Below are 13,257 nucleotides of genomic sequence, written 5' to 3' on the forward strand. Positions count from 1 at the left end.
GAGTTTTACTCTACCCAGTGTAGATCACGATATTCTTTGGGAGAAAGACCGTATTCCTTCTTAAATGCACGATAGAAGGAGGAATAGTCCTTAAAACCATATGAAGCATAGATGTTACTAATCGATTTACCACTTAAGATTGCAGCCTTACAGGCATGCAGTCTTTTTTTTATGATATATTGATGGAGAGATAATCCATATTCCTTTTTGAATATGTGTGCAACATGGAATTTACTTATGTAGAATGCATTTGCAAGATGTTCAAGGGAGAGGTCTTCTTCCAAATGTTGTAGAATATAATTGCTGATTGCTAGGGTACGATCTTTTTCAACAAAAGAATTGGAACACTGCTTCTTTTCATAGATAACTCGATTCAGATGTAATACGAGCGCGTTGATTTGAAGGGAAATCTGTGCAGTCTTTCCAAAACGATTCCCTTTAACCTCTTCAATTAGGGAAAATACATAGGATTGTATCTGATTCCATTCAATATGATCAAAGGAAAAACGATGCGTATTCCTTGATGATACATATTGCATGAGAAAACCGTAATCCGCGGAAGCTTCCATCAAACGTTTGCAGTAATCCTTACTGATCCAAAGAATAAAGCGACGGTAAGCCGTTGTAGTATCATGGAAATATGGATAATGCGTGGTACCTGGAGGGATAAGCAATACATCACCCGGTTGAATGCGATATACTAGTTCATTCACATGAATTGAAATATTTCCTTCCAAAAAGAAATAAAATTCATAATAATCATGAGTATGGGCAGAAACAGTAATGGTAGGCTGGGTATTATAATAATAAACTTCAAAATCTTTGGAAAGCATATATTGACGAGTAGAAAATGGGCTTTGTAGAGCACGTTTATCCATAATATCACCTCTTTCAATCTACGGAAAGAATCATAATCGTAGTCGATAGCATATCTAGTAGGTAAATCACCTAGCGGATAATTCCCCTAGAATATAATGTGTTCAGTTGTTAGGCTTATCTTAGCATGGCATCGCAAGTTTTGCAATATAGACAACAAGTATTTCAATTTACGCAAGATAGAGAAGCAAGTAAAATAATCATATCGGTAGAAAGAGGGCATTGATAAAAACCTGATAAGTTACATTAACATATAACAATCAAATGACAACACGTAAGAAGTGGGATTCTAGTAGGATTACCAAAAAATTATTAAAATTAAAAGTTAGACAGTTGCAGTAGAAGTTTGGTAAAAGTTATAGTTAATGAATGAAAGTTTAATAAAAAAAGGTAAAATGGAGAAAGGGTAATGATCACCAAATGAAGGTTGCCTAATAATATTCAAAATGGGAAGAGCATATGGAATTCGTAACTGTGTTTGTTATGCAACTAGAATAAGGAACACCAATGGTGGTTTGGGTAAGCATATGGAAATGACATTACGTTGGTACGGAAGCAAATTCGATTCGGTCTCTTTGGAACAGATTCGGCAGATTCCTGGAGTGAATGGGGTTATTACAACACTTTATGACTCCGTTCCAGGGGAAGTATGGAAAACAGAAGATATACGTGCGTTAAAGCAGGAAGTGGAAAAAGCAGGTCTTTACATAGCAGGTATCGAAAGTGTGAATATTCATGAAGCAATTAAGATTGGAAAGGAAGATCGAGAGCAGTACATTGAAAATTACATTACCACTCTAGAACGATTGGGGCAGGCGGATATACATCTTGTATGTTATAATTTTATGCCAGTTTTTGACTGGACAAGAACAGAACTTGCAAGAAAACGACCAGATGGCTCCACGGTATTAGCCTACAATCAAGCAACAGTAGATGCAATCAGACCAGAAGAGATGTTTCAATCCATTCGTTCAGATAGCAATGGTTTCACTATGCCTGGATGGGAACCGGAGCGAATGGCACATGTAAAAGAACTTTTTGAAAAATATCAGGAAGTGGACAATGAAAAACTCTTTAAAAATCTGCAATATTTTCTGGAACGGATCATGCCAACATGTGATAAGTATAATATCAATATGGCAATCCACCCAGATGACCCTGCTTGGAGTGTATTTGGATTACCAAGAATCATCATCAACCAGGAGAATATTTTGCGTATGATGCGGATGGTAGATAATCCACATAATGGTGTAACTTTTTGTTCGGGTTCCTATGGAACCAACTTAGAGAACAATCTACCGGAAATGATTCGTGCCTTAAAGGGAAGAATTCATTTTGCACATGTACGGAATCTCAAATTTAATTCTCCAACTGATTTTGAAGAATCAGCTCATCTATCAAGGGATGGAAGCTTTGATATGTATGAAATTATGAAAGCCTTATACGATATAGGATTTACCGGACCAATTAGACCAGACCACGGGAGAATGATATGGGGAGAAGTAGCGATGCCGGGATATGGTCTTTATGACCGTGCACTAGGTGCTACATATCTGAATGGTCTATGGGAGGCAATCGAGAAGGCATCTTAATGCAATGCTTATATTGCATACGGAAAATATCTTTGCCTATTCATCTGTAATCTTTGAATATGGAAATTAATGAACATGGAGTGGGCGGCTTAGTAGTTGGAGATAGGAGGTATCATATTGAAATTATCGGAAGAAGGTTTGCGAGAGGTAGAACAGTGGAGGAAAGCGGGCTATCAACTTTGGTCATATAATCGGGAACTGGTGAAAAGAAAGACCAAAGAAAATCCATATTGGCTTCATTTTGGAGCAGGTAATCTCTTTCGTGCTTTTCAGGCAAATGTTGTACAGAATCGATTAAATGAAGGTATCTTGGATAGAGGATTGATTGTTGCGGAAGGCTATGATTATGAGATTATAGAAAAGATTTATGAAAAACAAGATAATCTTAGCATTCTTGTAACCTTAAAAAAAGATGGAAGTATGGAAAAGACTGTGATTGGAAGTATAGTAGAGTCATTGGTTTTAAAGGAACACAAGGAATCTGATTGGATACGGTTACAGGAAATCTTCTGTGCACCTGGATTACAGATGGTCAGCTTTACCATAACGGAAAAAGGGTATGCATTAAAAAATGGAGATGGAAATTGGTTTCCATCTGTCAAAGAGGATTTGATGAATGGTCCAAGTAACCCCAAAAGCTATATGGGTAAAATCACAGCATTACTTTACAATCGCTATACTCATGGGGGTTACCCAATTGCCATGGTAAGTATGGATAATTGTTCTCATAATGGTGAAAAGTTATATCAGACAGTTTCAACAATTGCAGTACAATGGAGAGAAAGAGGATTGGTCGAAGAAGGCTTTTGTACATACATATCTGATACAAAACGAGTAGGCTTTCCTTGTACAATGATTGATAAAATTACCCCTCGTCCCAATGATGAGGTGAAGAAACAATTAGAGAAAGACCAGATGGAAGAATTAGAACCAATCGTAACGAAGAAGAATACATACATTGCCCCATATGTCAATGCAGAGGAGTGTCAATATCTTATAATGGAAGATGTATTTCCAAATGGACGTCCGGAAATAGAGGGCGAACATGTGTGGTTTGCTAGACGAGAAGTTGTTGACCGGGTAGAAAAGATGAAGGTATGTACTTGCTTGAATCCATTACATACTGCGTTAGCAATCTTCGGTTGCTTATTGGGGTATACGCGGATTGCAAAAGAGATGGAAGACCCCGTATTGAGAAAACTAGTAGATCAGATTGGTTACCAGGAAGGGTTGCCTGTAGTAATGGATCCGGAAATCCTATCACCAAGACAATTTATTGATGAAGTGATAAAGGTACGGATTCCTAATCCATATTTACCTGATACACCACAGAGGATTGCTACGGATACATCTCAGAAGCTTTCCATAAGATTTGGAGAAACGGTGAAGGCTTATGCAGAATCGGAAACACGAAATGTGGATGAATTGATTGGGATTCCGATTGTGTTTGCTGGGTGGCTACGGTATCTAATGGCTTTGAACGACCATGGAGAACGATTCACGGTAAGTTCAGATCCATTATATAGCGAGTTGAAACCATATCTAGAAAAGATTACGTTAGGGCAAAAAAAAGAGGTTGTTTCTTGTATTCAACCAATTTTAGAAAGGGAAGATATCTTTGGTGTGAACTTGTATACCATTGGATTGGGAAATCGAGTAGAGCGGTTCTTCCTAGAGATGATTGCTGGAACAGGAGCAGTACGTACAACCTTAGAAAACTATTTATTATAGAGATGTATCGATAATGGAAAGCTATAGGGATTGTTTTAGATGACAGTAGGCGGAAATTGAACTATAATGAAATTACCGAATACTGGTAGATTAATAGCTTACATAGCGGAGTTCATGGTATTCGTGAAAATCCATATGTAAGCTTTTTTAAAAAGGAGGAGATAGTGTATGAAGAATAAGACTCTTATCTTTGTTTGTTGCATTCGTATTGGTGATTAGCCCGATCATGTTCCGAGTCACCTTGGGCGCGACAAAACCTGTTCAGGCAGCACAGAAAGTTAATCATCCATTTCCACAGCATGTTACATATGCCAAAGGAACGCTGAAACCAAGTGCTAAACAGTCCCAAAAAGATAAGCTCACAAAAAGTTGGTATGATACGTGGAAGAAGAATTACGTAGTAAAGAATCCGTATTCAACGAAACAGACACAGTATTATGTTTGGACTAGTGGACAAACATACAGTAAAACAAGTAAACAGACCGTACCCATCTGTGTATCAGAAGGACAAGGTTACGGAATGCTGATCATGGTTTACATGGCTGGATATGATAAGAATGCGAAGAAATATTTTGATGGAATGTACCGTTATTACAAAGCAAATACTTGTGAAAGAGGCAAGTATCTTATGTCTTGGCAGCAGGCTGATAATGGCAGTGAAATTGTAGACTGGGGCGGTGGAAGTTCTGCAACAGATGGAGATTTGGATATTGCATATGCATTGCTTCTTGCAGATAAACAATGGGGGAGTAGTGGGAGTATCAACTATAAGAAGGCAGCTACGAATATAATCAAAGATATATTGAAATACGAAGTGAATGCAACTGCATATACCATTCAATTGGGAAACTGGGCAAGTACATTGGATAAGAATAATATCCAATATACGGGACTTCGCTCATCAGATTTGATGCCAGGACATTTTCGAGCATTTGCAGAAGCTACGAATCAATCCAAATGGAATAAGGTTGTGAATAAAAGTTTTACCATTCTGAATCAGTTAACCATAAAATCAACGAGAAAAACAGGATTGGTATCGGACTTCATTGTAAAGGGGAAAAAGAATTATAAACCAGCTAGCGATGGTTTCTTAGAAGGTAGTAAGGACGACAGTTATGGATATAATGCCTGTCGTGTTCCATGGAGAATTGGAGTGGATTATCTTGTAACGAAAACAAGTAAAAGTGAGGATATGCTTACTATGTTGAATGCCTGGATTCGGAAGAAAACAGGAGATCAGCCAGAGAAAATCAGAAGTGGATATACGTTAAAAGGAAAAGCAATGGAGAGTTATTATGATATGAGTTTTGTTGCTCCATTTCTAGTTGCTAGTATGTGTCAGGACAAGAATACCAAAGGAGCACAAGCTTGGGTGGATTCATTGTGGAAAGTTGTTTCCACTAGTAGTACAAATAACTACTACAACGATACTGTTAAGTTAATTTGTATGATTATCGCCAGTGGAAATTACTGGACACCTGATAATATCTAGGTTTTCTTAAAATGCAAACGATTAAGACAAATTGCATAAAATGGTTTGGTGTATAGTAACATAATTAACAAAAAGAACAATAAAGACTATTTTAACTTGCAAACCTTTTGTTAATATGTTACTATACAAACATGATAACTGGAAACGATACCGATAAGGTTACCGAAAACGTTACTGAACAATTATAGGAGAAGGTTAGTTGTCAGAAACGTTGCAGTATCGTTTTTAGTAATCATAAAAAAGAGGGTAAGCAGAAAGGATTTGGTGTTATTATGAAAAAATCAAAGAAGATCGTATCACTATTACTTGCAACGGTTATGGTTGGTAGCTTGTTATCAGGTTGTGGCAAGAAAGACAACAATAACAAGAACACAACAGACACAACAAAAACAGAAGAAACCGCCACTACAGAAACAGAGAGTACAGAAACTACCGATACAGAAAAAACAGAAGAAACAACAGAGAAAGTTGATTCTATCTATTTCTTAAATTTCAAACCTGAAATTGCTGAGATTTATGAAAAAATCGCAAAAGATTATGAAGCAGAAACAGGTATTAAAGTAAAAGTTAATACAGCAGCTTCTGGTACATACGAAACAACATTAAAATCAGAAATCGCAAAGAAAGATGCTCCAACAATATTCCAGATCAATGGACCTGTTGGTTATCAAAACTGGAAAGATTATTGTGCAGATATGAAAGATTCTGAATTATATTCTCATTTAACAGATAAGAGCTTAGCTGTTACTGAGGGTGAAGGCGTTTTTGGTGTTCCATATGCAGTTGAAGGATATGGTATCATTTACAACAATGCAATCATGACAAAATATTTTGCACTTACTGATCGTGCAACAACAGTAGCGTCTATGGATGAAATTAATAATTTCGCAACATTGAAGGCAGTTGTTGAAGATATGCAAGCTAGAAAGAAAGACCTTGGTATTGATGGTGTATTTGCTTCTACATCAATGGCAGCTGGTGAACAATGGAGATGGCAGACTCATTTAGCTAATATGCCATTGTATTACGAATTCAAAGATAATACAGAATTTGATAATACAGTTTTAGCTGGTCTTGCAGCAAATGAAATTGAATTCAAATATGCAGAAAACTTTAAGAATGTATATGATTTATATACGAACAATTCTTGCGTAGAAAAAGGTTTATTAGGTGCAAAATCAGTTAACGATTCTATGGCAGATTTCGCATTAGGAAAATGTGCAATGGTTCAAAATGGTAACTGGGCTTGGAGCCAGATTAGTTCTGTTGATGGTAATACTGTAAACGAAGCAGATATCAAATTCATGCCAATCTACACTGGTGTTACTGGTGAAGAAACACAAGGTTTATGTGTAGGTACAGAAAACTACTTTGCAATCAATAGTCAAGTATCAGAAGCAAAACAAAAAGCTTCTATGGATTTCTTAAACTGGTTATTCACAAGCGATGCTGGTAAAGCATATGTAACAAATGATTTAGGATTCATTGCTCCATTCGATTCTTTTGCTGATAACGAAAAACCAAGTGATCCATTATCAAAAGAAGTATTAGCATGGATGGAAAAAGGTACAACTTCTGTAACTTGGACATTTGCAGCATTCCCAAGTGAAGATTTCAAGAATGCTTTTGGTGATGCATTACTTGAATATGTACAAGGAAGCATGGATTGGGATCAAGTTGTAACAGTTGTAAAAGATTCTTGGAAGTCTGAAAGAGCAAAATAAGTTCAAATTGTAACACTTGATTTTGTTAGATGAATAACAGAGTATAGTAAAACAGCAGGGTGAGTGTGGCGCAATCTTCACTCACCCTTTCTTTATCATTAAATCGACGCATTCCAAATTCACGAACAACAATTCTTCAACACTTAATATAAAAGGACAGGAGAGAGGATTATGCATAAAAATTTGAAAAAGTATTTTCCAATCTTTGCTTTACCTACATTACTCGCATTTACGATCGCATTTATCATTCCGTTTATAATGGGTATTTATCTATCATTTACAGAATTTAGAACTGTAACCGATGCAAAATGGGTAGGTTTTAGCAATTATGTGGAGGCGTTTCAGAATAAAGATTTTCTAAACGCATTAATATTTACATCAGCATTTACTATTGTTTCCGTTATTACAATTAATATATTTTCATTTGCGTTAGCATCCTTGTTAACGAGAGGTAAGAGAGGGACTAACATATTCCGTACGATCTTCTTCATGCCGAACCTAATTGGTGGTATTGTTTTAGGGTACATCTGGCAATTGATCATCAACGGAGTTTTATATAAATTCGGAGTAACCTTAACTTTTGCACCGAAATATGGTTTCTGGGGATTAGTTATCTTAATGAACTGGCAATTAATTGGTTATATGATGATTATCTATATTGCTGGTATTCAAAATATTCCGAAAGATTTAGTGGAAGCAGCTCGAATTGACGGAGCGAATAAGAAGCAAATTTTACGTAATGTAACCATTCCGTTAGTTATGCCTTCTATAACAATCTGTCTATTCCTTACTTTATCAAACTCCTTTAAATTGTTTGATCAGAACTTGGCATTAACAGCAGGCGCTCCTTCTAAGAAAACAGCAATGCTTGCTCTTGATATATATAATACATTCTATGGAAAAGTAGGTTCAGAGGGTGTTGGTCAGGCGAAAGCAGTAATCTTCTTTATTATTGTTGTTGCAATCGCATTGGTTCAATTAAAAGCAACCAGAAATAAGGAGGTTGAAAACTAATGAAAACGAAAAGCAAAGTATCCAATGTTATTATTTTTATCTTCCTAACAATTTTATCGATTGCTTTTTTAGCACCAATCTTTATCGTAATCATTAACTCCTTTAAAGGCAAATTCTTTATTAGTGATGCACCATTTGTATTACCAAATAAGCAAACATTTGTTAATTTTGAGAACTATACCAGTGGTATAGAGAAAACCAATTTCTTACATGCAACTGGCTGGTCGTTGTTTATTACCGTATTCTCTGTTTTGGCTATTGTATTGTTGACAGCTATGACTGCTTGGTATATTACAAGAGTGAAGAGTAAATTCTCTAATATGTTATATTATCTGTTTGTATTTTCGATGATCGTGCCATTTCAAATGGTTATGTTTACAATGACAAAGGTTGCGAATGTTATGAATCTTGATAATCCAGTAGGTATCATTGTAATCTATTTAGGTTTTGGCGCGGGTTTATCAGTATTTATGTTCTGTGGTTTTGTGAAGTCAGTACCAATCGAGATTGAGGAAGCGGCGATGATGGATGGCTGTAATCCTTTAAGAACGTATTTCTTTGTGGTATTACCAATATTGAAACCTATTTCTGTAACGGTAGCTATTTTGAATGTAATGTGGATCTGGAATGATTACCTATTACCATACCTGGTTATTGGTTCTGATTACAAGACGATTCCAATAGCAATCCAGTATCTGAAGGGTGGATATGGTTCCATCGATATGGGTGCTATGATGGCAATGCTCGTTCTTGCAATCATTCCAATCGTTATCTTCTATCTGCTGTGTCAAAAACATATCATTGAAGGAGTTACAAGTGGAGCTGTTAAAGGCTGATTTGTTTGTTGGGGTAAATTACTTTTTACCCCAACATCTTATATAATTAATACATGTAGAATGGGAAGGTGACTTAAAATGAGAGCGAGTGGAATATTATTACCGATAACCTCTTTACCATCTGCATATGGAATCGGAACATTTTCAAAAGAGGCATATGCATTTGTGGATTTTTTGGAGAAGGCAGGACAGAAGTATTGGCAAGTCTTACCTTTTGGCTCTACCGGATATGGAGATTCCCCATATCAATCGTTTTCAACCTTTGCTGGAAATCCGTATTTTGTGGATTTGGAAACATTGATAAGTAAAGGTCTACTAAAAAAAGAAGAGTGTGATGCTGCGGATTTTGGAACATGTCCTCAGCATGTAGAATATGAAAAGATATATTTTTCACGTTTTGATTTATTAAGAAAGGCATATGATCGATTTAAAACATGGAATTTAACAGAATTCTTGGAATTTTGTAAAGAACAAGAGGCTTGGTTGCAGGATTACAGTATGTTTATGGCAATCAAAAATCATTTTAATGATTGTGGCATCGATGAGTGGGAGCATGATATTCGGGTTCGAACACCAGAAGCTCTACTTTATTATGAAAATCTATTAGCAGATGATATTCAATTTTATAAGTTTATACAATTCGAGTTCTTTACGCAGTGGAGTCGCTTAAAGCAATATGCCAATGACAAAGGGATTAAGATTATTGGTGATATTCCAATCTATGTAGCCTATGACAGTGCAGATGCCTGGGCGAATAAAGAATTGTTCCAATTTGATGAACAGGGAAAACCAATAGCAGTAGCAGGTTGCCCACCGGATAGTTTTGCAGCAACAGGACAATTGTGGGGGAATCCACTTTACAATTGGGATTATCATAAACAGACAGGATACCAGTGGTGGATCAAGCGAATTGCCTTTTGCTTTCAATTATATGATGTAGTTCGTGTGGATCATTTTAGAGGATTTGACGAGTATTACTCCATTCCATATGGAGCAAAGGATGCAGTTAATGGGCATTGGGAACAAGGTCCGGGACTTGATATCTTTACTCATATAAAAGAAGCTTTGGGGGATGTCTCCATCATTGCAGAAGATCTTGGATTCTTAACAGACCGATCTAGAAAACTTGTTGCAGATTGTGGGTATCCTGGTATGAAAATCATACAGTTTGCATTTGATTCTAGAGAGGAAAGTGATTACTTACCTCATAATTATAATAAAAATTGTGTTGTATATACGGGAACACATGACAATGATACTGTGGTAGGTTGGTATGAAAATCTATTAGAACAGGATCAAGAGTATGCTAGAGAATATCTGAATGGAATTGCCGTCGATCCAGAACATATTGCTTGGGACTTTATCAAACTCACCTTAGCAAGTGTTGCTGATCTTGCTATCATACCAATGCAGGATTATCTTGGACTTGGCTCAAAAGCTCGAATCAATACGCCTTCAACCTTAGGTGGTAATTGGATTTGGCGTATGGAACAAAATTCGATACAACCAGATTTAGCAGAGAAGATTTATCGTGTAACAAAATTATATGGAAGATTAGGGGATAAATAGTTAGGTTTTCCTGCATATTCTTGCATTATCGACGGAATGTTGCTATAATTTCATTCGTAGGAAAACATAAGTATAAAATATGCAGCAAAGGAAGTATATCATGGGTACGATCACAATAAAAGATGTGGCAAAACTTTGTGGTGTAGGTGTCAGCACGGTATCTAGAGCGATTAACAATCATCCGGATATCAATGATGAGACAAAAACCAAGATCATGAAAGTGATCAAAGAAAATAATTACATACCAAATAATAGTGCACGTAATTTAAAACGTTCTAATTCAAGAATGATCGCTGTGCTGATCAAAGGTATTAGCAATCCGTTCTTTAGTAAGATGATCAAAGTAATTGAAGAGGAGACACAGGAGAAAAAGTATTCTTTTCTCTTACATCGAGTAGAAGATCGAGAAGATGAGATTGATGTTGCATTAGAACTTGTGAAAGAAAAGAAACTACGTGGTATCATTTTCTTGGGTGGATATTTTAATCATTCCGAAGAAAAACTTGCACAATTAGATATTCCTTATGTGCTATGTACAGTTGGCTTGAACACTGGTTGGAAAGAGGGCGTATGTTCATTTGTTGCTGTCGATGACTTTAAGGAAAGTTACAAGATTGTTGACTATTTATGTAAGAATGGACATAAGCGAATTGCAATTATTACGACTTCTATGGATGATACAAGTATTGGTCTGATTCGTTACAATGGATATCTGCAAGCATTAAGGGATAATGGGATTGAGCCAGATCAGAATTTAGTACGTTGTATGAAGTATGATATTGAGACATTTACCATGGACAATGGATATGTGGTAATGAAGGAATTGCTGGATTCAAAAGAAGATTTTACAGCAGTTTTTGCAATATCCGATAGTATTGCGATTGGTGCTTGTAAAGCAGTATTCGATGCAGGTAAGAAGATTCCGGAAGACTATTCAGTAGCAGGTTTTGATGGGTTGGATGTTGCATCGTATTATAATCCAACATTGACGACAATCCGTCAGCCAGTAGAGGAGATTGCACAAGCTGCAGTAACCATTCTTTTTGATGTGATCAAAAAGAAGGCTGAGCATCGTATGTGTGTATTTCCGGGAGAATTGATCGTTGGACAATCGACTAGAAAGATAAATTAAAAGTGGTTTTACATAGAGATATAACGGATTCGATTAACGAATATAAGAATAAAACGGTGGGTGTAAAAGTAGAAAGGAGAAAATTCTCCAATCATTTTTATAACCACCGTTTTTGTTTTTTGTTGCAACAGGCATCATTATGTATTAAAATAATTGGTGTGTCAATTAAACACCAGGAGGAAAAGCATGAGAAAGATTAGTAAATACGTAGCGCTTGTACTTGTTGTAGCCATGGCTTTTGCAGGATGCGCAAAGAAGGATAACAATACGGTAGATAAAAATTCAGAGAATACGACAACACAAACTAGTGAAGATGAAACAGCAGATTCTGCTATGACAGAAATCAAAGGTTCTGGTAGTCAATTTGAAGAACCACAAGAAGGTGATACAGTCGCAGAAATCGTTGTGAAAGATTTTGGCTCAATTAAGGTAAAATTCTTTGCAGATCGAGCACCAAAGGCAGTAGAAAACTTCGTGACACATGCAAAAGAAGGTTATTATGATGGATTAACATTTCATCGAATCATTAACGAATTCATGATTCAAGGTGGAGATCCAATGGGTACTGGTGCTGGTGGTGAGAGTATCTGGGGGAAAAATTTTGAAGATGAATTTTCAGATGATCTTCATCCTTACCGTGGTGCACTTTGCATGGCAAATGCAGGAGCAAACACAAATGGAAGCCAGTTCTTTATCGTTCAAACTCATCCATATGAGCAGGAAGAACTTGAACAGATCTTAACCAGCAATGGATATGAGTTGGGAGCAACACCTCTGGAATCATTTAAAATATTTATGAAAGCAGCATATGATTGTGAATTTAGTGATGAAGTATCCCAATTATATATGGAAAAAGGTGGTACTCCTTGGCTGTTCCAAGCACATACTGTTTTTGGTCAAATTTACGATGAGGCAAGTTATGATACCTTAGATGCCATTGCCAATACAGAAATGAAAGATACCCAAACGGGAATTCCAGCAGAACAAGTGATTATTGAAACAATTAAGATTACAGAGTATAAAAAATAAAATGAGTCGTAAAATGGTATAGCAAAAGAAATGGATTTGCTATACCATTTTTGCTTTTCATTTGTTTTGGTATCAATTATAATACATATATACGTGGTTTAAAATCACTTTCGTAAGAGAGTACAGATCATAGAATCATATTTCCTTGGTTTCTCAGCAATAATAAGGTAAAAGGCTTTTCACATAATAAACATATTTGTATGTTAGTATAAAAGCAAGGATCAAACTTAATTTAAAGAAAAAAGAAAAAAGAAATGAACAA

The 13,257-nt window shown here is 36.1% G+C and carries 10 protein-coding genes; 9 read left to right on the forward strand and 1 reads right to left on the reverse strand.

Going from position 1 to position 13,257, the window contains the following annotated elements; all coding sequences use genetic code 11:
- Positions 1-5: 5 nt before the first annotated feature.
- Positions 6-878: a helix-turn-helix domain-containing protein gene (locus HBB17_RS00170; protein ID WP_238483635.1), complete on the reverse strand. Its 873-nt coding sequence runs from the start codon at positions 876-878 to the stop codon at positions 6-8.
- Between the two features lie 525 nt (positions 879-1,403).
- Between HBB17_RS00170 and uxuA the strand changes: the two genes are divergently transcribed.
- The 9 genes from uxuA to HBB17_RS00215 all read left to right on the forward strand — a co-directional run bounded on the left by uxuA (position 1,404) and on the right by HBB17_RS00215 (position 12,995).
- A complete protein-coding gene (gene uxuA, locus HBB17_RS00175) occupies positions 1,404-2,468 on the forward strand; it encodes a mannonate dehydratase (RefSeq protein ID WP_167954772.1) in 1,065 nt (354 codons plus the stop codon).
- 117 nt (positions 2,469-2,585) lie between these two features.
- Positions 2,586-4,199 (forward strand): mannitol dehydrogenase family protein, encoded by a 1,614-nt coding sequence (locus HBB17_RS00180; RefSeq protein WP_167954671.1) that lies wholly within the window; start codon positions 2,586-2,588, stop codon positions 4,197-4,199.
- Between the two features lie 190 nt (positions 4,200-4,389).
- The gene (locus tag HBB17_RS00185; protein ID WP_167954673.1) at positions 4,390-5,691 is read left to right on the forward strand and encodes a glycosyl hydrolase family 8; all 1,302 of its coding nucleotides are present in this window, start codon (positions 4,390-4,392) and stop codon (positions 5,689-5,691) included.
- Between the two features lie 272 nt (positions 5,692-5,963).
- Positions 5,964-7,415: an ABC transporter substrate-binding protein gene (locus tag HBB17_RS00190; protein WP_167954675.1), complete on the forward strand. Its 1,452-nt coding sequence runs from the start codon at positions 5,964-5,966 to the stop codon at positions 7,413-7,415.
- A 171-nt stretch (positions 7,416-7,586) separates the two neighbouring features.
- Entirely contained in the window at positions 7,587-8,429 is an 843-nt protein-coding gene (locus tag HBB17_RS00195; RefSeq protein WP_167954677.1) for a carbohydrate ABC transporter permease, read from the forward strand.
- Positions 8,429-9,265, forward strand: coding sequence for a carbohydrate ABC transporter permease (locus tag HBB17_RS00200; protein ID WP_167954679.1), 837 nt, complete (start codon positions 8,429-8,431; stop codon positions 9,263-9,265). The genes HBB17_RS00195 and HBB17_RS00200 overlap by 1 nt, the downstream gene beginning before the upstream one ends.
- Positions 9,266-9,343: 78 nt before the next feature.
- On the forward strand, positions 9,344-10,834 hold the full coding sequence (malQ, locus tag HBB17_RS00205; RefSeq protein WP_167954680.1) for a 4-alpha-glucanotransferase: 1,491 nt from the start codon (positions 9,344-9,346) through the stop codon (positions 10,832-10,834).
- 100 nt (positions 10,835-10,934) lie between these two features.
- On the forward strand, positions 10,935-11,966 hold the full coding sequence (locus HBB17_RS00210; RefSeq protein ID WP_167954681.1) for a LacI family DNA-binding transcriptional regulator: 1,032 nt from the start codon (positions 10,935-10,937) through the stop codon (positions 11,964-11,966).
- 186 nt (positions 11,967-12,152) lie between these two features.
- Positions 12,153-12,995, forward strand: a complete 843-nt coding sequence (locus tag HBB17_RS00215) for a peptidylprolyl isomerase (protein ID WP_167954682.1) — start codon at positions 12,153-12,155, stop codon at positions 12,993-12,995.
- The last annotated feature ends 262 nt before the right edge of the window (positions 12,996-13,257 follow it).

The organism is Anaerosporobacter faecicola, assembly GCF_012070565.1.
Lineage (GTDB): Bacteria > Bacillota > Clostridia > Lachnospirales > Lachnospiraceae > Anaerosporobacter > Anaerosporobacter faecicola.